Origin of the sequence: Dehalobacter sp., assembly GCA_023667845.1 — a bacterium.
Taxonomy (GTDB): domain Bacteria; phylum Bacillota; class Desulfitobacteriia; order Desulfitobacteriales; family Syntrophobotulaceae; genus Dehalobacter.
In genome coordinates this window covers 23,996-46,010 of the sequence record JAMPIU010000073.1, presented here as the reverse complement: position 1 = coordinate 46,010, position 22,015 = coordinate 23,996, and the positions used below count along the sequence as shown (strand labels likewise).

The following is a 22,015-nucleotide window of genomic DNA, read 5'->3' as shown; positions in this document are numbered from 1 at the left end:
AGTTTGTAAACTATTAGCAGCATCTTATTCGGTTTGTGCTCTCGTTTAAGGTTTAGTAAGATTTTAGAGGGGAGCAGCTTTTTTATAATTTTTGATAAAAGAACGAGGAAACGGATTTAAGGCCGTGCTGGCTTTGGCCGAATAAATGCTCTGTACAGCCTGTGAAAAGTATCCCTTTCGGGTTCAAGGAGTCTGCAAATTTTTTGTACAGCACATCCTTCGCTTCATCGGTAAAATAGATCACGACATTGCGGCAGGCAATCAGATCAAAGCCTCGGTCAAACTTGTCGGTAAGCAGGTTCTGCGCCTTGAAAGTCAGATTCCTGGTCAGCGTGTTTTTGATCTGGAACTTCTTTTCAGACTTGTTGAAGTACTTATCGAGAAGATGGGGGGGGGTGCTGGCGAAATCACGCTCGTCATAAATACCCGACTGGGCCTGCTTTAAGACGTTGATGTCAATATCTGTTCCTAGGATACTGAAGTTTATTCCAGGAAAATATTCTGCCATGATGATCGCCATGGTACACGCTTCCTGGCCTGCTGAGCAGCCCGCGCTCCATATTTTCAAGGAAGATCTGGTCTTTAACAGGTCGGGGATAATTTTTTCCCTAAAGACATCCCATTGCTTGACATCGCGGAAAAACTGCGTGACATTGATGGTCAGATGTTTAAAAAACGCATCGTAGAGGTCAGGTTTAAGACTGAGATCTTTCAGGAAGTCCGTATAATCTTCCTGATACCCCCTGGTGCTCATGAAGTTCAGGATTCGCCTTTTCATCTGGTTTTCTTTATAATAGTTCAAGTCAAGACCGCTGACATTTTGGAAAGATTTAACGAATCTAGGATAATCCGTAATCATGCCAGTGCTGTTCATCATTCTTTTTATTACTCCTTTCGCTGGTACAACGTTTTTAAATAACTTTCCAAAATATTGTAAAGACCAACTCGTTTTTAATATCAGGTGAATAGATCGATAATAAGTCCTTTAATTTCATGGATTTTTTCCAGGATTTTTAAAGGTTCAGACTGAGAAGAGAGTACTTGTTCACCCAATTCTTCTAGTGCCTTGTTGATCTTCGTTACCCTGGCCATGACTTTCGGCTGGCCTCGGTAATCCCAAAAGGTTTCCTCCTGCATATTTCTGCTTTTTCCAAAGGTTGACTGAAGAAAACTTTTGACCATGGTTTTAAATTCCGTCAGATTTTCCAAAGATCTGTTCTCAGAGAGCTTTTGCCCTTGCTTTTCAAGACGTTCCAGAAAAAGTTGCATTTCCTGGCTTTGAAGTTGACGGGAATGTGATAAAATATTGCTGAAGCTGTTTTCCTTTTTTTCTGAAGCTTGATGAAGGTCAATCCCAAAGTTATTTTTTTGGGTCGAACTGTTGATTTTTAGTGACATGTTACTTCCTCCGTGAAAGGATCTAAAATATGAAATCACGCCGGACTTTTTTAAAAATTGCAGCCGGAATGGCGGCATTTGTTATCCCCTGGACGGTCCTACCTGGGGCCTGGGGGCAGAAACTCGGAAGCCTTCTGGGAATTCCGTCTTCCAGTATTGAATTTGCTTCAGGCGAAGGTACTGTTTGGGTGCCCTCAACCAAGGCGGTTTCCAGAAAAGCCATCGAAGATATCCAGTACTTGTCTCATGCCAATCTCGAAGGCCGGCGGGCGGGAACTGCGGGAGAGACCAAAGCGCTTGTTTACCTGGAAGGACAATTCAAGGCCTTGCTGCTGGAGTCTTTTAGCGCGGACAACTACTGGCAGCTCTTTTCAATTCCTTCGATGAAAGAAAAGATGATTGACGGCAGAGCGCTCTTTCGACCTGATGAAACGGATACACTTCGGGTCCCGGCGGCCAATATCTTAGCTGGTATTACCGGGAGTAACCCGGAACAGACACTTATCCTCTCTGCCCATTTTGACCATCTTGGTATTTATAACGGGGAAGTCTATCCGGGTGCGAATGACAATGCTTCTGGTGTAGGCTGCATTCTTCAAGTCATGCGTCAGCTGGTGAAGGAAGCACAGGACGGTTTTGCGCCTAAAATCAATATTGCAGTGGCTTTTTGGAGCGCTGAAGAAATGGGCTTTCTGGGCTCCAAATATTTTATACAGAATCCTCTGATCCCGCTCTCCGAAATAAAGGCGGTTATTAACGCTGATACGGTCGGCAATGGTGCCGTAGGAGAGTATATTCTCTGGTCAGCCGGTGAAAGCTCTCAGACTTTGATTGAGACCATGAAAGAAGCAGGTAGGGTAAATGGGGCGGTCCTTGAGCATGTTTCTGGCGGCAGCCATCATAGCGATGAAATATCCTTTACAGGCACCGACATCCCTGCGGTAACCATTCTGGGCAAGGAGTGGCTGGTGAACAATCATACGCCGGAAGACAAAATATCCGCAGTCAACGAAGAGAAACTAGAAATGACGTGCAATATTATCTATAGGGCCATCAAAAGCCTGGCTTACTAAAGCGGTAATCATTCATTTAGAATCGACCTGCTAGTTGCTGCTGTTTCCGTTGCTGTCGGCACCTGTAGCCGTATTGCTACTGCTGCTGCCCGGTTCGAGCAGATCATACTTGGAACGCAGGATAACCAGGTCAACTCTGCGGTTGGTGATCCTTCCCTGTTCTGTGCTGTTATCGGCGACCGGGCGGTATTCACCGTACCCTGCTGCTGACAGCCGAAGGGGATCGATCTCACCGTCGTCGACAAGAATATGGACGACATTGGTCGCCCTGAGTACGGACAGTTCCCAATTGCTTCGAAATTCTGCGGTATGGATTGGCAGGTTGCAGGTGTGTCCTTCTACTTTTATAAAATTCGGTGAGGCGGACAGGACCGTGCTGATTTTTTTCAGGATGGCCCGTGAATTCGTTGATATTTCTGCCGAGCCGCTGTTAAACAGCAAGGTGTCCTGAATACTGATGACCAGGCCTCGTTCCTCAATGGATGATACGAGCTTATTTTCAATTCCATTTTCTTTCGCAAACTGGTCCAGTTTGGCTTTGATGCCCTCGATCGTAAGGTTTTCCTGATAGTCCGTATCTCCTTGACCGGTTCCTTCTGAAGGGGTGGTCTCCTGCTCGATTCCTTGCTGGTCATCCTGGCCTGTCGAAGTTGAATCTTCAGTACTCCCGCTTTCAATGAAAGAATCCCCGGCCTGTGTTTCCGACAGGTTAACCGCAGAAGGTGCCGCACCACCAAGCGTTATGCTCAGGGATTGGGCCATTGCCCTGAATTTACTGGCGTCAACCTGACTCATCGAATACATCACAATAAAAAAAATCATTAATAGCGTAATGAGGTCCGAGTAGGTGACAAGCCACCGTTCCTGACCAGGGGGGTGGCCATCTTGTGTTTTATGCCTTCTCATTTTATCACCGCTTCTGTTCTAATGCTTTTAGTACTTTATTAATAATTCACTTCACTGGCTTCAAATGCACCTTCAAATTTAGTTTCTTTCTCGGGCATATAACCGAGGTGAGTTTTGAGTTTTTCTTTCAGGATCGCGGGGTTCTCTCCGGATTGAATCGAAATAATCCCGTCAAGAATCATTTCCATGGTCTGCACTTCCATTTGGTTTTTTATTTTCAGCTTGGCTGCGATCGGCAGATAGACCAGGTTAGCCAGACAAACACCGTAGAGGGTAGCAATAAAGGCTGCGGCAATCGAACCGGAAAGACTGTCGGGATCCGTCAGATTGCCAAGAACGTGAACCAGACCCATAACTGTTCCGATAATCCCCAAAGTCGGGCTGTAACCACCTGCGGACTCGAAAAAGGTGATCCCAACCTTATGCCTGTTTTCCAAAACAGCAATATTTGATTCCAGGATGCTTCTGGTGATTTCCGGGTCTGTACCGTCAATAACCAACTGCATGCCCTGTTTGGTAAATTTGTCATCGACGGTTTCCAATTCCTGCTCAAGGCTTAAAAGTCCTTCCTGACGGGCTTTCTCGGAAAAATGAACCAGGGTGAAATAGGCTTTCTCCACACCGAAGGATTGATTCATGAAAGCAATCTTTACCCATTTGGACAATTTCTTAAGCTCGTCTAAAGGGATACCGATTACCGTAGCGCCCAGTGTGCCGAAAACAACAATAAATATGGGAGATACAGCAAACAAAGAACCAAGATGCCCGCCCTCTAAGACAAAACCGAATAAGATACCGAAAAATCCCAGGACAAGCCCCAAGATGGTAGTTATATCCATTGACCGATGTTCCTCCTGTGTAATCTTCATTAATGACTGCTTTGCAGATAATCCTTCATACGTTTATACACTATTAATAACGTAATTCTTAACCGAAAACATTAGGGCTTCTGATCGTTTTTTATTGAGCCAACCAATATTATACAGCATTCTGCCGGATAATGACACGAGAAAGATTATTCCAAACTTTATAAATGGGCATAATATCGTGATATTAGGAAAGATTAAGAGATATTAAGAGATAATCGGCCTTAATGATCCATGGGGGTTGTTCAGATTACTGGGCTGCTGGACGATAAGAAAACTGTATAAAACTAAAAAAGATAAAACAGTCAGGTTGGTGAATGTGATGAAAATAGATGGTACTTCGATTTCCCCCGTCGGTAGTGTCCAGGCTGCGACCCGGGTATCGCAGACGGGTAAGGTCAATACGGTTTTAGAAAAGGATCAGTTGGCCGTATCTGAAAATGCGCAAGTTTTTCAAAAGCTGCTGCAAAAGATGAAAGAAATGCCGGACATCAGAGATGATAGGGTCAGGGCAATCTCGGAACAAATCGCCAATGGTGAATTTAATCTTGATGCAGCTTCTATTGCAGAAGGAATTCTTTCTCCAAGCGGGATGGAGGGAAAATAAGTGGCAGAATATGTAGCAGGTCTGGAAAATAACCTACAACAGCAAATTGCTTTCTATCGGCAGTTGGTCGAATTAGAACAGGAAAAGCAGAAAGCGCTCGTGGACAATGTTATTGAGAGAATAGAAAGCATCACCGCTCAGGAAGAAAAAATTCTGCTCGAAGTCGGACAGTTGGAAGAGGAAAGACTTTACTGGGCGGAATTTTTTGGTAAAGAGGTTGGCAAGAAAGCAGAGGATATTACCTTAATGGATCTGATCCAATATTCTCCGGGCTTTGAGCCGATTGGCCAGGAATTCGAAAAAGTCATCAGCCAACTTAAAAATTTACATGAGATCAATGCCAAATTGCTTAAAAGTGCTTTGAGTATTGCCGATTTTACACTGAGACTTCTAACGGGCCAAAAGCATACAACATACTCAAATCCTAAAGGTGTAAAAAATGAATTCAGTCAAAATAATTTGATTAATAAGAGCATCTGACTTTTAATTCGTAAGATTCAAACACGACAGGGTTTTCTGCAATAAGCTCAAGGACTTGATAAAAAGGAGTAACACGGGTATGTACTCAACATTTATGGGGCTGGAAACGGCCTATAGAGCCTTAATTACATCTCAGGCGGCCATCGATACAACCGGTCAAAATATTTCCAATGCCAGTACCACGGGCTATTCGAGACAGATCGCCAATATGCAGGCAACAACACCGCTGACGATTACTGCTAACAGCAAGGATTTGAGCATTGGTACGGGTTCTTTTTTAAGGGATATCACAAGGGTGAGAGATGCTTATCTCGACCAGCAGTACCGCAGGGAAACATCACAATACGAATATTGGTCTGGAAAGGAAGCAACCTTAAGTCTGACTGAGCAGTTTTTTAATGAAACTTCGAATTACAGCCTTAGCTCCGATATGTCGGAATTTTGGAATGCCTGGAGTGATCTGGCTAATTCTCCGGAGGAAAGTGCCTCTCGTATCGTTGTCAGGGAAAAAGCAGTATCGCTCACGGAAACTTTTCATAATATTGATCAGCAGATCACTTCTTTGCAGAATGACCTTAATAACAGCGTTGATACAACGATCACGAAGATTAATACATTTTCCGATCAGATACAGCTGCTGAATAATCAAATCCGGAATGCTGAGATCAGAGGGGACAACCCAAATGATTTAAAGGACCAGAGAGACCAAATTGTTGATGAACTATCCAAAATTGTGCCGGTTACCGTTGAGGAGTCCTTGGATCCCAATTTTACGGACAGATCCGTAGGAAATTATACGGTGAGAATTGGGAATTCTACTGCTGCCGATAGTGTGCTCGTCACAAACGGCTCAGCATATCACCTGCAGGAAAACCCGGTTCCGACAGATGCAGCCACAGGTTTTAGCGAGGTGTGGTGGGAAGCTTCCGCAGACGGGACAAAAACTGCCGCTGAGGTTGATCTCGGGAACGGCATGGGTTCTCTTCAAGCCGATATCGAAATGCGGGATACGTATCTGAGCGAATTTAGGGGCAATTTGAATACACTGGTTATAGTTATCGCCGATTCAGTCAATGCGCTTCACCAGTCAGGTCAGGGACTCACGACAGATACGGGACTGGACTTCTTTACCAGCTCGGATTTAACCAGCCCGATAACGGCCGCGAATATTATTGTGAATCAAGACATTCAGGATGACGTCAATCTCATTGCGACCGGGATTGCGGATGCTACGGGAGTCTCGTCCGGTGACAGCAGCATTGCCCTGGCTATCTCTGCACTGTCATCTGGCTGGGACAGCCTGACAACTTATGCTTCCGTGCCGGCCAGCATCACTGTGCTGGGAGCCAGTTCAATCTTGGACTACTACGAAGGGTTAACGGCAGAGCTTGGTTCTGATGTGGAACAAAGCACCAGAATGGCTGAAGGCCAGAGTGTACTTGCCACGCAGCTCAGTAATTCCAGGGAAGCGCTGTCAGGGGTTTCTTTGGATGAAGAGATGATCGATATGATCAGGTTCCAGAAAGGGTACAGTTCGGCAGCCAGAGTTGTGACAGTGCTGGATACCATGCTGGAATCACTTCTGGGCATGGGTGTCACGAAATAGGAGGAATAAGCGATGCGCATAACGAATAATATTCTCAGCAGCAACCTTTTGTCAAATCTGCAAAAATCCAGCAATAAAATGATTGATCTCCAGAACAACATTTCCACAGGCGAAGCAATATCGAAACCCTCGGATGATCCGTCCAAAATTACGGCTATTCTAGGGCTGAAGACGAATATTACATCGATGGAGCAATGGAAGGACAATGCCAGCCAGGCACTTGACTATATGTCCAGTGTTGAATCGGTAACTGCCAACATGACTTCGATGCTGCAGCGGTTAAGAGGGCTTGCGGTCCAGGGGTCCAACCAGACCAATTCCCCGGAAGATCTGGGTGAAATTAAGAAGGAAGCTGATCAGATTATTGAACAACTCGGCGTCATGGCCAACAGCCAAGTCGGTTCGCGCTATATTTTCAGCGGAACAAATACGGACACAGCCCCCTGGCCGGGAACGGGCCTTTGGACAGGCAATACCGAATCACTGTCCGTCGAACTGGGCGCCAATGTCAGTTTTGATATTTCGATCAATGGCCAGCAGCTTTTTGGCGTCAATTCTGCGACCGGGGTCAGCGATTTTTTTACAGCGCTGAATAATTTTTCAACGGCACTGAATAATGGTGATTACGCCGCAGTCGGTAATTCCATCTCTGATCTTGATTCGCTATTAAGCTCGTTTATCGATGGCCGGGCAGAACTCGGAGCGAAGATCAGCAGGGTAGAAACAATCAATAACAACCTTGAGACCAGTATCATCAATGCACAGACGAACCTGTCCAATCTTCGGGATACGGACCTGGCAGCAGCGATCGTGGATTATAACTCCACCATGAATACGTACCGGGCGGCGTTGTCGGTCGGTGCCCAAATTATCCAGCCTTCTTTGGTTGATTTTCTCCGATAAAGCGTGCTCTCTTCAAAAAAATGATTGCCGGGAGGTGCCGGTATGATTACCCTGCAAATTAACCAGCAGTTTGCCAGGATCGGCTTGAATATCAAGGATGCCAGCTATGAACTGAATAAAAAGCAGCCCAATTTACAGATCGACCAGATTCATCCGAATGTTCAGGTTCAAACATCACAACCGAACCTCGAAATTGACTCCAGTCTGATGCGCGAATCGATGGGATTTGGAAATATTTGGTTTATCATACAAAACCTTAAAGCAAATGCCGATGCCGAATTTCAGCAGGATCTGGAAACGATCGTTCAAACGGGGCGCCGAATCGGCGAGATTGAAAATGATGTGCCAATTGGACAGGTCGTGTTTGAAACGATGGCCCCGCCCGAGAGCGAGGTCACGATTGCTGCGCTTGCACCCATTGAAATTCAGTATACATCGGCTGAAGTGCATTCCAGCCTTCAGCAGGGCGATGTTCAATATTCCGCCGATTTGGGCAAGGTATCGATAGACGGTTTTACGTATCCGTCTGTTCGTTCTTATATTGAGCAGCAGGCCTACCTCGAAATCAAAGCAATAGGACAAGCCATTGATATCAAACAATGAGAATGAAAAAGAAAATGAGATGAGTATGAAACATACCAAGGAGGAAGAATAAATAATGGGAGACATGGGAATGGAATCAGCCATCTTTTTCCCTGAGGGAATACCGGGATTTGAAGAGTTAAAAGAATTCTCTCTGAATATCGAAGAGGATACTTTTCTGGCTCGGCTGGAGGCTACCGCCAACCGGGAAATTGCTTTTTTCCTGGTCCGGTCACAGCTCTTTTTCCCGGACTATTTGCCTAAAGTGGACTTGAGCCCGCGTGAAACAGAGATTTTGGAGATTGGAACCTCTGATCAGGTGGACGTTTGGAATATCATTACGGTGCACGCCAATGATCTGGTTCAGTCCACTGTTAACCTGCGTGCTCCTCTTATTTTGAATCCGAGGACTGGTAAAGGGGTTCAATTGATTCTGAACGAGGAGATTCATTCATCCAGACAGCCGCTGTTTCCAACACAGCAGGATTCTATCGCTACAAAAAACGATGAAGAAGGAGCTGTGGACTGATGCTGGTTTTATCACGGAAAATCAATGAAAGAATTATGATCGGCGACGATATTGAAGTTGTGGTGGTTGCGGTAGTCGGAGATCAGGTCAGGATTGGCATTGAAGCACCCAAAGATATTAAGATTCTGCGTAGCGAAGTCTATGAAGAAGTGCAGAATCAAAATGTGAAGGCTTCCGCTGCATCCAAGCTTTCGGAAGCGGATTTATCCGAGCAGTTGAAACAAATGCTAAAGGGGAATTTGCCCAGGGATAAAGAATAAAGAGCATACGATAAAAAACTCTCTTTTTTGGAGAGTTTGATTTTTAATAAAAATTTTTGGTTACTCGTTAAAAGATAAATTTTTGGAGTTAAGTGAGCAAGATGAGAAAGCTATCGTTGGTCATGATTGTTAAAAATGAAGAGAAGGTCTTAGCCAGATGTTTGGACAGTGTTAAACATCTTGTTGATGAAATGATTGTTGCGGATACGGGTTCCACGGATGATACGAAAAAAATTGCTCACGCTTATGGTGCTAAAGTATGCGATTATGTTTGGGAGGATGACTTTGCCAAGGCCCGGAATTTTGCGCTGAGTTACGCGGCAGGGGATTGGAATCTAATCCTCGATGCTGATGAAGTACTTACACAGGGAACGAAAGAGAGTATTCGGCACTTTATCGAGCAGCCTGAGGCCATCGGCAGAATCAAAGTGGTCAGTAAGATTAGGCAGGATCATGAAATAAGAACTTCCAGCACTTGGGTTTCCAGGTTGATCCCGAAAGGAATTTATTTTGAAGGCAGAGTTCATGAGCAAATTAAATCAAACCTTCCACGGGTCAATACGGAAATCGAAGTGAATCATGACGGCTACTACGAAACGGACAAAACGGGCCGAAATTTACGTTTATTGCTTCTCGAATTGGACGATCATCCTTGTGACCCTTATCTTCTTTACCAGACAGCCAAACAATACAAATTATCCGGCCAATATCAGACGGCAAACAGCTATTTCAAAAAATGCTATCAATTTCTGGGTCTAAACGCAGGCTATAGAGATCTTGTTGTGATTGACTATCTTTACAATATTCTTGCCACCGGGAAACTACTTAAAGGACTCGGCATGATCGAAAAAGAAAGAGCGCAGTTTGCCGATTATCCGGATTTTCATTTTGTATGCGCTCTTTTCTATATGGAGCTTGTTTTTTCAGATGTGAACAAATATATTCACTTGTTTCCGGAGATTGAACGGGAGTATAAAACCTGTCTTCAACTGGGAGAGACAGATAAGTACAGTACAATGACCGGAACGGGAAGTTTCCTGGCAGCCTATAATCTGGGCGTGTACTATGAAACAACCGGTGACATGGTCAAGGCGAAAGAATATTATACCAGAGCTACATCAGAAGGATATAAACCTGCTTTAACCCGTATTGCGGATCTGAAGCCAGGGATTTAAAAAATATTAATTCTGGCCGGGTATTGATTTGCTTTTTAACAGAATTTATTCTCCAGAAAGACAGGAGTATAGCCGATATTATATTTAGTATCATGTAAACGCTAAATCTTTGATATCCTGGGGGCAGGAACTAGTGAAAAAATTATTTAAGAATTGATGACTGACATTTGCTAAAGGAAGTGGGTCGTTTTGAAATTAAGCATCGGTATGATGGTAAAAAATGAGGAAAAAAATCTGGAAAGATGTTTAGAAAGCCTTAAGCCACTTTTAAACGCAGTATCTTCGGAACTCATCATTGTGGATACGGGCTCAATGGATCAGACAGTGGAAATCGCCAGAAAATACACGGATAAAATATACTTTCATCCTTGGGAAGATGACTATTCGAAAATGAGGAATATAACGGTGCAGTACACCCGGGGGGACTGGTTCATGTTTGTAGATGCCGATGAAGAGCTGGTGGATCATAAGCCGATTGTTCAATTTTTAACAACAAAGGCATCTAAAAATATCAACGCAGCAGCGATCAAAATTAACAATATTTATCATTTTAATGAACCAAGCAAAATTGGCACCGGCGTCGTAACACGGCTATTTCGCAAGACCGCCAAATTTGGCTTTCGTGGCGTTATTCACGAAGAGCCTATCTTCAACCCGCCCCTGGCAGTCATTGATACCGTACTGCTTCATTATGGCTATCCTGCCGATGATCCGGAACTTAAGAAGCGGAAGTTTAAGCTTTACGAGCCCATCCTACAGCAAGCCATCGAGAAGGACCCTGAGAATATTGGCTTATTATTTTATCTTTCCAATACGATTGCCACATTTAAAAATCATAAGGACGCCCTGGAGCCCGCAATCAGAGCTTACGAAACTGCCAAAAGAAAGAACTCGGATCCAGTAGAGTATTTCTATGTGTATGGTACCCTGGCTATTTTATACAACGATAATGGTGAGTACAAGAAGACTGTAGAAATAGCTCAGGAAGGCCTCGAATACAGGGAATGGGCCATTGACTTATGGTTTTGTCTCGCTAAAGCCCAGGGGATGTTGAAGAAATACCAGGAAGCCATTGCAAGTTACCAGAAGTTTTTATATTACGCTGAGAACTATGAACAGTATCTCGGAAAAGACCCAAGAATTTTGGCGAATTCGATCTCCAAAACAGAAGAAGTGTACTATGACTTGGGTGTTATGTACAAGGAAATGTATCAGAAAGCAGATGCGCTGGAAGTACTGGAGAAGATCGAATCCATCGAATTGGTCGAAAAAGCTGTTCCTCATCAAATCGCGCTTTATTTAAGCCTCGAAAAATATAAAGGGATTAAAGGTTTTTACAATAAAATAAAAGCATTTGCCAAGAAAGACCTGGAAAAAAGTTTTTGCCTGGCGTTAGAGTCTTTATTGCTGAGTGAGAATGACGATAAAAGGAAAGAAGCAGCCGGATTTTTCCAGAGTGAAGATTCGGAGTATGGCTTGTTAAACAAAATCAGGCTCTGGGAGCCGGAAAATGTAAGCAGCCAGCTGCTGGATGGGATCAAGAACCTTCCGCTTAATGAGCTCGGGTTTTATTATGGAGATGTGTTCTATTTCCTTATAAAAAGGAAGCTCCCCTTAGGCAGTGTTAACCTTAAAATTCAGGAGCAGGAGCTCGAATTGTTCTTCAAATATCTGACTGAAAAATATCTGGATTTTGTTCAGGATTGTTATGCCTACCTGCTGAGTCAGGATGAAGAAGCAGCGATTGAAGAAAAAAGAATCCACAAAATATTACGAAGGATCATTCTTGAAGCGGAACACCTTGATGAAGCAAAGTATGATCAGGTGCTGGATAGGTATATCAAAGAGGGGATCGTCTATATCAGGCAAATCTACCGCCCGGAACTATTTGAAAATGACAAACCTTATCTCCTGGCCAATAAGGAAGAAATATTTTTCTACTATCTTGATAAAGCCCGTTCCGTTGAGAATTTCGATCAGGCCCAATACGTCAGGTGTTTGAAAAAAGCACTCCTTGAGTATCCTGATATGAAAAAAGGAATAGAAATACTCCTGAACAGGCTGACGCAAAAGATGGACGATCAGACGCCGCCTGCTGTCAGCGCTGAAATGCAGGAATATGCACGGATTGTGAAATCAAATCTGAAACAGTTTATTCAAAACGGGATGTTCAAAGAAGCCAGGGAAATTATTCAGGGCTATGAGGAAATTATTTCAAATGATCCGGAAATTGCCAATTTTAAATTAAATATTAGGATTTCGGAACAAAGTTAGGATTTTCTATAAAATATACTTAGGGGAATGGTTTATGAATTTAAAAAAAAATTTATACAGACACCTTTATAGGATTCGAGCGGCAGAACAAAAAATTATTGCTCTTTATAATGAAGATGATATGAAGACGCCTGTACATTTGTCTATTGGGGAAGAAGCAATTATTAGTGGTGTAGTAGAAGCTTTAAAACCATCAGGACAAGCCTTTGGGACTTTTAGAAGTCACGCTCTCTATATCGCTATGGCCGAAGAGACAGATCTATTCTTCTTAGAACTTTATGGAAAATCGGGTTATATTGCCAATGGCAAAGCTGGTTCTATGCATTTGTCTAATCCACAGTCAGGACTTTTGTATTCAAGCGCAATTGTAGCATCGACAATTTCCCTCGCCGTTGGTGCCGCATATGCAAATAAGCGCTTGAATAAGCCAATTATTACTGCATGCTTTATGGGAGATGGGGCAGTAGAAGAAGGCGTATTTTGGGAAAGCTTGAATGTTGCTTGCCTCATGCATTTGCCTGTCCTTTTTGTGTATGAAGATAATGGGCTGGCGATTCATGCTGATTTTAGTACCCGGAAGGGTTATGATTCCTTTCAGAACATTATAATGCAATACAATTGTCTCCTGTATGATACTGGAGATTCAACTGACGCTGAAGAAATATATCACGTAGCAAGTGCAGCGATGAGAGCTATATCCGAAAAACAAAAACCTGCAGTTCTTTGTTCAAAATACTATCGTTATTATGAACATGTTGGTATTAATTTTGATTTTAATGCAGGTTATCGTTCTCGTGATGAATTTGAAATCTGGAATAGGAAGGATCCTGTTTTAACTTTTAGAAGCAAATTGGATATTTCTATTGCCGAGGAGATCGAAGAAGATGTGAATTGCCAAATTGATCTCAGTGTGAGAAAAGCAAAAGAAGCACCGTTCGCTTCCTCTGAAGAACTCTATAAGGGGGTATATGAATAGCAGTGAGTAAGATGTCATATCGTGAGGCTATTAACCAAGCCCTAATTGAAGAGATGCGCAGGGATGATCGTATATTTATATATGGATTAGATGTAGCGGATCATAAACGGATTTTTGGCAGTACAGCTCACCTACTGGAGGAATTTGGAACAGATCGGTGTTTTGCTACGCCTATATCTGAGGAGGCAATGACTGGATTTGGCTTAGGAGCGGCAATGAATGGGCTCAGACCGATCCATGTTCATATTCGCGTAGATTTTTTGCTTTTAGCCATGAACCAATTAGCAAACATGATCTCAACAATTCGATACAGTACTAATGGGAAAATGACAGCTCCCATAGTTATACGGGCTATAATTGGCCGTGGCTGGGGACAATCGGCTCAGCACAGCAAATCTTTACAGTCTATATTTGCTCATATTCCTGGGCTTAAAGTTTATATGCCTTCTACGCCGTCAGATGCAAAAAATATGTTGATTTTTGCTATTCGTCAGGATGATCCAGTTGTTCTTTTAGAACACCGGTTTCTGTATGACGTTGAAGGGGATGTTACTGGCTATACTGAAGATCTTGACTTGGAAACACCTCAGATATTGCGTGAAGGAGAAGATTTAACGATTGCAGCTACTTCATGGATGAATGTGGAAGCGATCCAGGCTGCAGACATCTTAAAAAAATATGGCGTAAGTACCCAAGTAATTGATGTGAGGTCAGTTTCTCCATTCAATGAGAAGCCAATTATATCTTCTGTTAAAAAAACAAAGCGCTGTATTATTGCGGATAATGACTGGTTACATTGTGGTTTTTCATCAGAAATTTCATCAAGAGTCTATGATCAATGTTTTTCAAGCTTGAAATCGCCCATTGCCAGGATAGGTTTTGCGCCTGTTCCCTGTCCATGTACAAGACCGCTGGAAAACCTTTTTTATAGCGGAGCGGAACAAATAATTCGAGCTGCGGAAAAAATATTAGGGTTGGATCCGATAGATCTTTCCGAAGAAGATTTCTACTCATATGAGAATAAGTTTAAAGGACCTTTTTAGTGGACATTTTAGTTTATAGAAATTGATTAGGGGGATTATCTTTGAAAATTGTATTGTTAGATGGAGCCCTTGCAAATCAAACTACACAGTACATTTTTGCCAGATGTCTAGAGGAAGCAACTGGCGATAAGGTTTATTTGGATGATTTGTGGTTTTACCTTGAACATGGAGATTTGGCGGAAAGTGTTGAAAGCCAAGAACATCATAGCTATCAATTGCATAAGTACACAGGTACAAAACCAACGCTCCTTTCATCCTATTTTACACCGGATGTCTGGGAAGAAATTGTAAGCATTGCACGAAAAAAGCCACCGCTCCTTGGCGGTAGCCATATGCCCCAGATTTTAAAAGACAGCGGATTGGAGTTTTTTATGATTGCAGAATGCCCAACTTATATTTTTGACGGGATGATTGCAAGAATGCCATACTATCACCACATACCGGAAATGCTTCAATCACAGGGAAATGTATATTACTGGGGATATTTTACAAATGGCGGATGGTTTATGCAGTATGAGGATATGTTTCGTAAAGAATTGGCCTTGCCTCCTTTGGAATCAGAATCGGACCTAGAGATGTCTAAAAAAATTGAGGATTCTTACGCTATTGCGATTCACGTTCGTAGAGGAGGCTATGCACTGCTTAATAGATCACTACAACCTTCGTACTTTAAAGATGCTATCAGCAAAATAATGAAAAAGTTTAACAAAAAAAGGGATTTGCGATTCTTTATTTTCTCTGATGATATTGAACATTGCAAAATGAATGCAAAAGAGTATGGTTTTTTACTTCCTCAGGATCGCCTAGTCTATTGCGAAGAAAAACGCACCAGCAAAAATAATCATTGTGATATGCAGTTGATGGCAATGTGCGATGGCATGGTTCTTTGTTCAAGTGTTTATGGATATCTTGCAGCACTTTTAAATACAAAAAAAGATAAATGGGTTATTAATCCAATCCAAAGTCGGGGAGTATTTTAGGAGGCTTAAGGTGAAAAAAGAATCAAGAATTTATATCGCTGGGCATACGGGATTGATAGGGCATGCGGTTACGCAACACCTAAAGGTATTGGGATATGAGAATCTAATTTTAATTAACCATCAGGATTTAGATTTGCTCAGTCAGCAGGCAACGGATGATTTTTTTAAACTGATGCGTCCCGACTATGTTTTTATGTGTGCCGGACACGTGGGCGGTATTCAGGCTAATCAACGCTATATGGCGGATTTTGCAATGGAAAATGCCTATATAACTATGAATACGATTTCGTCAGCACACAAATATAAAGTAAAGAAATTTCTATATTTAGGGTCTTCTTGTATTTACCCTCGTGAATGCCCACAACCGATTACGGAGAAAGCATTACTTACAGGTATACCAGAACCTACAAATGAAGGGTTCGCACTCGCGAAACTTCTGGGAGTACGCCAATGTGTTTATTTCCAACAGCAGTATGGAGAATGTTTTATTAGTTGTATCCCAGCAAATACCTATGGCCCGAGAGATCATTTTGACCCTGAGAATGGGCATGTCATTTCTGCATTGTTTCAAAGGTTTTATGAGGCAGTAAAAACGAATACTGAAGCTATTACAATATGGGGAAGCGGTAATGTACGAAGAGAATTCATCTATATTGACGATGTTGCAAAAGCACTAGTTTTCATGATGAGACACAGTGAATTACCTGTCATAAATATCGGGACGGGTGAAGATATATCTATTCATGAATTAGCTCTAATAATTAAAGATTTAACAGGTTTTAAAGGGAAACTCATTTTTGACACTTCAAAACCTGACGGCATGCCTAGGAGGATACTTGACAGCTCAAAGGCTAAGGGGCTGGGCTGGAAAGCAGAAATGTCACTCAAAAGAGGGCTAGAGGAAACATTCAGCTGGTTTTTAAAATATAAAGCTAAATAAGAGAGCGGGAAGGATAAAAATGTTAAATATCCCATTAATGAAAAATAACATTCTTAAGGAAGATATCGATTGTCTAATAAATTTTTTACAGACAAGCGATAGTTTTACACAGGGAAAACAGGTGGAAAGCTTCGAACATGAATGGAGTAAATGGCTTGGGGTAAAACATAGTGTGTTTGTTAATTCCGGTGCCTCAGCTAACTTTATGACAATGGCTGCTCTTTATTTCCTTTACGGTTCCTGTGAAGTGATTGTTCCTACTCTTACATGGACCAGTGATATTGCAAGTGTTATTCACTTTGGACATAAACCAATCTTTGTTGATTGCTGTTTGAAGAATTTAGCTATGGACGAGGAAATGATTATTGAAGCTATAACGCCTGAAACAAAAGCTGTTTTTTTGACGTATGTCCTTGGCTTTAACGGATTAAGTGAAAATCTGCTAGAAGAGCTTCAAAAGCGAGATATTATGCTTATTGAAGATGTTTGTGAATCTCATGGTGCAGTGTTTCAGTCAAAAAAACTTGGTTCATGGGGATTAGTATCAAATTTTTCATTTTATTATGCGCATCATATGAGTACGATTGAAGGGGGAATGATTTGTACAAATAGTGATGAATTGTATAGAACCTTTCGAATGTCGCGTAGCCACGGATTACTTCGGGAATGTCGGGATGAAAAATATCAACGAAGCATACTTGATAAATACCCAGATCTCAATGAAGAGTTCATCTTTGCCTTACCTGCATTTAATATGCGTAGCACAGAACTTAATGCAGTAATTGGCAGAAATCAATTGAAGCGGCTTGATGCAAATAATGAAAAGCGAAGAGCAAACTTTGAATTGTTTTTGTCATATTTGGACCGGGAAAAGTTCGCTACTCAATTTGATACTTTAGGCAGCTGTAATTATGCATTTGTTTTGATTTTGCAAGAAAAGAATAAAAATACCTTTAATAAAATTACTGCTATGCTTAGGGAAAAGAATGTTGAGTTTCGCCGCGGAACTGCTGGCGGTGGGAATATTACTCGCCAGCCATACGTGCGTTCCGCTTTCTCGGAATTATATCCTGAAAAGTACAAAAATACTGATCATATTCATTTTTTTGGCTTATACATTGGAAATTACCCAGACTTAGAACAAGAAAAAATAATTCAGTTATGTAAGTTATTGAATAAAGTATAATTTGTGTTTTGATATAACGCAGAATAAATTGTAGTGTAGGAGTTTATTATGATTATTACACGAACACCTTTCCGTATATCCTTCTTCGGAGGAGGAACGGATATTCCAAAGTGGTATACAGAGCATGGAGGTAATGTGCTTTCGACGACGATTGATAAATACCTATATATTCAATTGCGCGAGATGCCTCCTTTTTGGGATTTTCGAAACCGGTTTGTTTACGGTTCAAAAACAGAAACGGTTGATAACATCAATTTAATAGAACATCCTTCCATACGTGAGACGCTTAAGTTCCTTAACATAGATGGCGGCATTGATATGCATTATAATACGGACATTCCTGCCCGTTCAGGGATTGGATCAAGTTCTTCCTTTACAGTTGGTTTTCTTAATGCACTCTATGGCCAGATGGGTAAATTGGCCTCAGATCAGAAGTTAGCCTCAGACTCTATTCATATTGAACAGGATTTAATTCATGAGGCCGTAGGCTGTCAGGATCAGATAACTGCAGCATATGGAGGATTCAATCAAATAGTGTTTCGTCGGGATGGTACTTTTGAAGTCAACCCTATGACCCTGAGGCCACAAAGGATCGAAGAATTAAATGATCACCTTGTGCTTCTTTTTACAGGATTCCAAAGATCTGCGGATGCTATTGAAAGAGAAAAAATTAATAATATGAACAGTCACCAGGAGGACCTTACTTACATCCAGGGCTATGTTAATGATGCTGTAAATATACTAAACAGTAATACGGATATTGCTGAATTCGGTGCTCTACTCCATGAGACGTGGATGAAAAAGAGAAATTTATCTGATAAAGTATCCAATTCTAAAATTGATGATATCTATGATATCGGACGTAAGAATGGTGCAATCGGCGGAAAACTATTAGGTGCTGGTGGGGGCGGATTTATGTTGCTGTTTGTTCAGCCGCATAATCGGGAAGCCTTATTAAAAAGTCTATCCGAATACATTCACATCCCATTTTCATTCGAGAATTTAGGGACGCAAACTATTTATTATCGAGAGGGTGTTTAATCTTGACCAAAGTATTTATTACTGGGTTAACCGGAATGGTAGGGTCCCATCTTGCTGATTATCTGCTTGCACATACCAATTGGGAAATACATGGTATAATTCGATGGCGCAGTCCGCTTGATAACATTTCTCATCTTTTGCCTATTATTGAGCAAAAAAACAGAATATTTTTGCATTATGGTGATTTGAACGATGAAGGGTCACTGATTCATATTTTACGGGATGTCCAGCCGGATTACATTTTTCACCTTGCAGCGCAGAGCTACCCAAAAACAAGCTTTGACTCGCCACTGGATACCCTAAATACAAACATTCTGGGAACATGCCGTTTATTAGAAACAGTTCGAATACTTCAATTGCATCCGGTTATTCATATATGTGCATCGTCCGAGGTTTTTGGCAGGGTTCCGAAAGAAAAACTGCCCATTGATGAGGAGTGTACTTTTCATCCGGCATCACCTTATGCAATTTCCAAGGTTGGGACTGATCTTCTCGGACGATACTATGCTGAAAGTTACGGACTCACTGTAATGACAACACGTATGTTTACACATACTGGACCTCGTCGTGGTGATGTATTTGTAGAATCGACCTTTGCCAAACAAATAGCTATGGCAGAGGCGAAATTGATACCACCTGTTATTCGAACTGGTAACCTTGACTCTCTGAGAACTTGGGCTGATGTACGTGATGCTGTCAGAGCTTACTTTTTACTTGTTACAGTTAATCCCCAAAAAGGTGAATATTACAATATTGGCGGTAATTTTACCTGTACAGTTAGCGAGATGCTGGATACACTAATTTCTATGTCCACACTAAAAAATGAACTTACTGTTCGTATGGATGAGTCCAGACTTCGTCCAATTGATGCGGATCTTCAGGTCCCGGACGTCTCGAAATTTACCGAACATACCGGATGGAAACCGGAAATTCCTTTTTCAACTACTATGAAAGACCTTCTGGATTACTGGCGTGGTCGTATAGCATCGGGCGAAGTATTCTTGACGAGGTGATAAATTTGATTGCTGTGATTATGGCTGGAGGAATGGGAACTAGGCTCAAATCCGTTTCTGGTGAGTTACCAAAGCCCATGACACCAATATGTGGAAAGCCTGTGCTCTTGCATCAGATTGAAAGGCTTAAAGCAAATAATATCTTGGAAATTGTTCTTGTGATCGGTTATTTAGGAGAATCAATTCAATCATATTTCCAAGATGGAAGTGCATGGGGAGTTAATATTTCATATATAATCGAAAAAGAGCCGCTTGGAACTGCCGGTGGCTTATACTACTTGAAGGACAAACTCACTGAACCTTTTTTGCTCATTAACGGTGACCTGATTTTTGACATAGACTTTAAAAGAATGCGGGAACAATTCCATGGCGTGGCTACTCTCTTGGTTCATCCTAATTCTCACCCCCATGACAGTCGTCTTTGCAAAGTAGATCAAAATGGTATGGTCGTAGCATGGGGTGTGAGAGGGGAAGGTCGTAACCTGGTTAATGCAGGCGTACACCTCTTATCACCTGAAATCTTTGAGGTATTAAATGGAGGTTATGCTGATCTGGATAAGGATATAATTGGCCCATTGGTTTCAAAACAATTGATATTTACCTATCGTTCACCAGAGTATGTGAGGGATCTTGGAACCCCATCTCGATTTTCTCAAGTTGAAAAAGATCTTGTTCAGGGAATTGTTGAAAAACGGAATCTAACTCTGCCGCAAAAAGCGATTTTCTTAGATAGAGATGGTACCATTAACGAACATATAGGATTTATTTCTTCCCCTGAACAATTTATTCTTACGTCTAACGCAGGCGAAGCCATAGCTAAAATTAATCAAAGTGGCTATCTTGCTATTGTTGTAACAAATCAGCCAGTTATTGCGCGAGGTGAATGCAGTCTGGAGGAACTCGATAAAATTCATGAAATGATGGATGCCTTGCTTGGAGAGCATGGCGCCTATATTGATGATTTGTTTTTTTGTCCCCATCACCCGCACAAAGGTTTTAAGGGAGAACGTCCAGAGTATAAGATTGAATGTGAATGTAGAAAGCCCAGTCCCGGATTACTCTTAAAAGCTGCTGCTCAATATCATATAGATTTGGAATCCTCTTGGATTGTAGGAGACGGTTTAACTGACATCCAAGCAGGAAAGGTGGCCGGATGTAAAACTGCTTATGTGGGAAAAGAACGATTACGGGCAGATATTGTCACTGAGTCACTTTTTACTGCTGTCGAACAAATTATTGAAGTTGCCCCTTATTAATTTATATAATCGTATTAAAATATTGAGGTGTAAGCGTGAAAAATGCCGTAAGAAATGAGTTGGAAATTCTGTTCAAACATTATCCTGAATTGGAATCAATCCGAAGTAATATCATTCAGGTTTTTCATAATATGGCACATTGCTTTCGTCGGAACGGAACTGTTTATTTTTGTGGCAACGGCGGAAGTGCTTCCGACTGTGAACATGCTGTGGGTGAATTAATGAAAGGATTTAAAAGACCGAGAAAGCTAACAGAGGAGGAGCAATTCGTGTTTTTGCAATTGTTTGCAAAAAAAGGAGAAGACATTGCGAAGAACCTGCAAAAAGCACTTCCAGCTATTTCTTTAGTTAGTCAGACATCAATTGCTACTGCTTTTAATAATGATGTTCACGCAGAATATTTGTTTGCACAATTAATATACGGCTACGGAAAACAAGGTGATATTTTGGTAGGATTCTCCACATCGGGAACTTCTAAAAATATATGCAATGCTTTTATGGCAGCAAAAGTTAAAAAATTAACAACAATTGCTTTTACCGGTGAAAAGGGTGGGGAATTGTCTTTGATTAGTGATTATTGTATAAAAGTGCCTTCTACTGAAACTTATCGCATACAAGAGTATCATTTGCCGATTTATCATGCAGTTTGCTCGATGCTTGAAACGGAATTTTTTGGCGAAAATGAGGATTGCAGATTACTTGAAGAGGATAACTTCTTGGGGATCAGTATGTAACCGGATTGTATAAACCAATGGAAGATAATCGTTCTATAGGAAAGGTTAAAAGACTTTATTAAAAATAAATAATGTAGGAAAGTAGAGAAAAAGCGAGAGAATGAAATAAATTAAGATGTATTCTAATCTGTTGGCAAAATATTGAGTTAAAGAAAAAAATAAAATGTACGAAAATATAAGTGAGAGC

The 22,015-nt window shown here is 41.6% G+C and carries 23 protein-coding genes; 19 read left to right on the top strand and 4 right to left on the bottom strand.

From position 1 onward, the window contains the following. Positions 1 to 82 precede the first annotated feature (82 nt). Both NC238_05675 and NC238_05670 read right to left on the bottom strand, forming a co-directional pair. A complete protein-coding gene (locus NC238_05675; GenBank protein MCM1565430.1) occupies positions 83 to 877 on the bottom strand; it encodes a protein-glutamate O-methyltransferase CheR in 795 nt (264 codons plus the stop codon). 80 nt (positions 878 to 957) lie between these two features. Next, a complete protein-coding gene (locus NC238_05670) occupies positions 958 to 1,398 on the bottom strand; it encodes a YaaR family protein (protein ID MCM1565429.1) in 441 nt (146 codons plus the stop codon). A 29-nt stretch (positions 1,399 to 1,427) separates the two neighbouring features. Between NC238_05670 and NC238_05665 the strand changes: the two genes are divergently transcribed. Next, the gene (locus tag NC238_05665) at positions 1,428 to 2,471 is read left to right on the top strand and encodes a M20/M25/M40 family metallo-hydrolase (protein MCM1565428.1); all 1,044 of its coding nucleotides are present in this window, start codon (positions 1,428 to 1,430) and stop codon (positions 2,469 to 2,471) included. Positions 2,472 to 2,501: 30 nt separating this feature from the next. Here NC238_05665 and NC238_05660 read toward each other — a convergent pair whose 3' ends face one another. Next, positions 2,502 to 3,377, bottom strand: a complete 876-nt coding sequence (locus NC238_05660) for an OmpA family protein (protein ID MCM1565427.1) — start codon at positions 3,375 to 3,377, stop codon at positions 2,502 to 2,504. Positions 3,378 to 3,415: 38 nt separating this feature from the next. Next, a complete protein-coding gene (locus NC238_05655) occupies positions 3,416 to 4,216 on the bottom strand; it encodes a flagellar motor protein (protein ID MCM1565426.1) in 801 nt (266 codons plus the stop codon). A 349-nt stretch (positions 4,217 to 4,565) separates the two neighbouring features. Between NC238_05655 and flgM the strand changes: the two genes are divergently transcribed. The 18 genes from flgM (at position 4,566) to NC238_05565 (ending at position 21,828) form a co-directional block, all read left to right on the top strand. Further along, entirely contained in the window at positions 4,566 to 4,850 is a 285-nt protein-coding gene (gene flgM, locus NC238_05650; GenBank protein ID MCM1565425.1) for a flagellar biosynthesis anti-sigma factor FlgM, read from the top strand. Beyond that, positions 4,851 to 5,330, top strand: coding sequence for a flagellar protein FlgN (locus NC238_05645; protein ID MCM1565424.1), 480 nt, complete (start codon positions 4,851 to 4,853; stop codon positions 5,328 to 5,330). Positions 5,331 to 5,409: 79 nt separating this feature from the next. Continuing rightward, entirely contained in the window at positions 5,410 to 6,936 is a 1,527-nt protein-coding gene (gene flgK / locus NC238_05640; GenBank protein MCM1565423.1) for a flagellar hook-associated protein FlgK, read from the top strand. Positions 6,937 to 6,948: 12 nt separating this feature from the next. Beyond that, positions 6,949 to 7,839, top strand: a complete 891-nt coding sequence (gene flgL, locus NC238_05635) for a flagellar hook-associated protein FlgL (GenBank protein MCM1565422.1) — start codon at positions 6,949 to 6,951, stop codon at positions 7,837 to 7,839. Positions 7,840 to 7,881: 42 nt separating this feature from the next. Then, complete coding sequence (locus tag NC238_05630; protein ID MCM1565421.1) at positions 7,882 to 8,442, top strand: DUF6470 family protein; 561 nt, start codon at positions 7,882 to 7,884, stop codon at positions 8,440 to 8,442. Between the two features lie 70 nt (positions 8,443 to 8,512). Continuing rightward, positions 8,513 to 8,950: a flagellar assembly protein FliW gene (locus NC238_05625; GenBank protein MCM1565420.1), complete on the top strand. Its 438-nt coding sequence runs from the start codon at positions 8,513 to 8,515 to the stop codon at positions 8,948 to 8,950. After that, complete coding sequence (csrA, locus tag NC238_05620) at positions 8,950 to 9,210, top strand: carbon storage regulator CsrA (GenBank protein ID MCM1565419.1); 261 nt, start codon at positions 8,950 to 8,952, stop codon at positions 9,208 to 9,210. Before NC238_05625 ends, csrA begins: the two co-directional genes overlap by 1 nt. 101 nt (positions 9,211 to 9,311) lie before the next feature. Then, positions 9,312 to 10,385 (top strand): glycosyltransferase family 2 protein, encoded by a 1,074-nt coding sequence (locus tag NC238_05615; GenBank protein MCM1565418.1) that lies wholly within the window; start codon positions 9,312 to 9,314, stop codon positions 10,383 to 10,385. 189 nt (positions 10,386 to 10,574) lie between these two features. Next, complete coding sequence (locus tag NC238_05610; protein ID MCM1565417.1) at positions 10,575 to 12,659, top strand: glycosyltransferase; 2,085 nt, start codon at positions 10,575 to 10,577, stop codon at positions 12,657 to 12,659. A 34-nt stretch (positions 12,660 to 12,693) separates the two neighbouring features. Further along, a complete protein-coding gene (locus NC238_05605) occupies positions 12,694 to 13,635 on the top strand; it encodes a thiamine pyrophosphate-dependent dehydrogenase E1 component subunit alpha (protein MCM1565416.1) in 942 nt (313 codons plus the stop codon). An 11-nt stretch (positions 13,636 to 13,646) separates the two neighbouring features. Next, complete coding sequence (locus tag NC238_05600) at positions 13,647 to 14,678, top strand: alpha-ketoacid dehydrogenase subunit beta (GenBank protein MCM1565415.1); 1,032 nt, start codon at positions 13,647 to 13,649, stop codon at positions 14,676 to 14,678. A gap of 41 nt (positions 14,679 to 14,719) precedes the next feature. Next, the gene (locus NC238_05595; GenBank protein ID MCM1565414.1) at positions 14,720 to 15,658 is read left to right on the top strand and encodes an alpha-1,2-fucosyltransferase; all 939 of its coding nucleotides are present in this window, start codon (positions 14,720 to 14,722) and stop codon (positions 15,656 to 15,658) included. A 10-nt stretch (positions 15,659 to 15,668) separates the two neighbouring features. Beyond that, positions 15,669 to 16,598, top strand: coding sequence for a GDP-L-fucose synthase (locus NC238_05590; protein ID MCM1565413.1), 930 nt, complete (start codon positions 15,669 to 15,671; stop codon positions 16,596 to 16,598). A 19-nt stretch (positions 16,599 to 16,617) separates the two neighbouring features. After that, positions 16,618 to 17,784 (top strand): DegT/DnrJ/EryC1/StrS aminotransferase family protein, encoded by a 1,167-nt coding sequence (locus tag NC238_05585; protein ID MCM1565412.1) that lies wholly within the window; start codon positions 16,618 to 16,620, stop codon positions 17,782 to 17,784. Between the two features lie 48 nt (positions 17,785 to 17,832). Beyond that, a complete protein-coding gene (locus tag NC238_05580; protein ID MCM1565411.1) occupies positions 17,833 to 18,825 on the top strand; it encodes a kinase in 993 nt (330 codons plus the stop codon). A 2-nt stretch (positions 18,826 to 18,827) separates the two neighbouring features. After that, the gene (locus NC238_05575; protein ID MCM1565410.1) at positions 18,828 to 19,838 is read left to right on the top strand and encodes a GDP-mannose 4,6-dehydratase; all 1,011 of its coding nucleotides are present in this window, start codon (positions 18,828 to 18,830) and stop codon (positions 19,836 to 19,838) included. Further along, complete coding sequence (locus NC238_05570) at positions 19,835 to 21,094, top strand: HAD-IIIA family hydrolase (protein ID MCM1565409.1); 1,260 nt, start codon at positions 19,835 to 19,837, stop codon at positions 21,092 to 21,094. Before NC238_05575 ends, NC238_05570 begins: the two co-directional genes overlap by 4 nt. A 35-nt stretch (positions 21,095 to 21,129) precedes the next feature. Then, a complete protein-coding gene (locus NC238_05565; GenBank protein ID MCM1565408.1) occupies positions 21,130 to 21,828 on the top strand; it encodes an SIS domain-containing protein in 699 nt (232 codons plus the stop codon). The last annotated feature ends 187 nt before the right edge of the window (positions 21,829 to 22,015 follow it).

Coding starts and splice junctions, on each gene's coding strand:
- NC238_05615 (MCM1565418.1), top strand. CDS start 9,312: ATGAGAAAGCTATCGTTGGTCATGATTGTTAAAAATGAAGAGAAGGTC.
- NC238_05580 (MCM1565411.1), top strand. CDS start 17,833: ATGATTATTACACGAACACCTTTCCGTATATCCTTCTTCGGAGGAGGA.
- flgM (MCM1565425.1), top strand. CDS start 4,566: ATGAAAATAGATGGTACTTCGATTTCCCCCGTCGGTAGTGTCCAGGCT.
- NC238_05630 (MCM1565421.1), top strand. CDS start 7,882: ATGATTACCCTGCAAATTAACCAGCAGTTTGCCAGGATCGGCTTGAAT.
- NC238_05665 (MCM1565428.1), top strand. CDS start 1,428: ATGAAATCACGCCGGACTTTTTTAAAAATTGCAGCCGGAATGGCGGCA.
- NC238_05625 (MCM1565420.1), top strand. CDS start 8,513: ATGGAATCAGCCATCTTTTTCCCTGAGGGAATACCGGGATTTGAAGAG.
- NC238_05585 (MCM1565412.1), top strand. CDS start 16,618: ATGTTAAATATCCCATTAATGAAAAATAACATTCTTAAGGAAGATATC.
- csrA (MCM1565419.1), top strand. CDS start 8,950: ATGCTGGTTTTATCACGGAAAATCAATGAAAGAATTATGATCGGCGAC.
- NC238_05660 (MCM1565427.1), bottom strand. CDS start 3,377: ATGAGAAGGCATAAAACACAAGATGGCCACCCCCCTGGTCAGGAACGG.
- NC238_05655 (MCM1565426.1), bottom strand. CDS start 4,216: ATGGATATAACTACCATCTTGGGGCTTGTCCTGGGATTTTTCGGTATC.
- NC238_05670 (MCM1565429.1), bottom strand. CDS start 1,398: ATGTCACTAAAAATCAACAGTTCGACCCAAAAAAATAACTTTGGGATT.
- flgK (MCM1565423.1), top strand. CDS start 5,410: ATGTACTCAACATTTATGGGGCTGGAAACGGCCTATAGAGCCTTAATT.
- NC238_05675 (MCM1565430.1), bottom strand. CDS start 877: ATGATGAACAGCACTGGCATGATTACGGATTATCCTAGATTCGTTAAA.
- NC238_05600 (MCM1565415.1), top strand. CDS start 13,647: ATGTCATATCGTGAGGCTATTAACCAAGCCCTAATTGAAGAGATGCGC.
- flgL (MCM1565422.1), top strand. CDS start 6,949: ATGCGCATAACGAATAATATTCTCAGCAGCAACCTTTTGTCAAATCTG.
- NC238_05605 (MCM1565416.1), top strand. CDS start 12,694: ATGAATTTAAAAAAAAATTTATACAGACACCTTTATAGGATTCGAGCG.